Consider the following 204-nt stretch of genomic DNA (forward strand, 5'->3'; position numbering starts at 1 on the left):
TCACGCTGTACATACCTTCGTCAATCAATGATGGGATCGTAATAGCAGCGACACCATTTAACGTATCTAACAAGGTAACGGTGTAGGTTTGCGTTGTCACACTGCTATCTGGGTTGGTGATGGTTAAGGTCACCGTATCACCCACTTCCACACCCGTTGGAATACTCACCACAGTTTCAACGCCGTCACTGTTCTCTGCCACGC

At 48.5% G+C, this 204-nt stretch carries 1 protein-coding gene; it reads right to left on the reverse strand.

All coding sequences use genetic code 11. From position 1 onward, the window contains the following. The coding region (locus AACW06_RS20850; RefSeq protein WP_202884150.1) for a hypothetical protein at positions 1–204 on the reverse strand (204 nt) is incomplete at both ends.

The sequence above is a fragment of the Vibrio sp. S12_S33 genome (assembly GCF_963889785.1).
GTDB lineage: Bacteria > Pseudomonadota > Gammaproteobacteria > Enterobacterales > Vibrionaceae > Vibrio > Vibrio aestuarianus.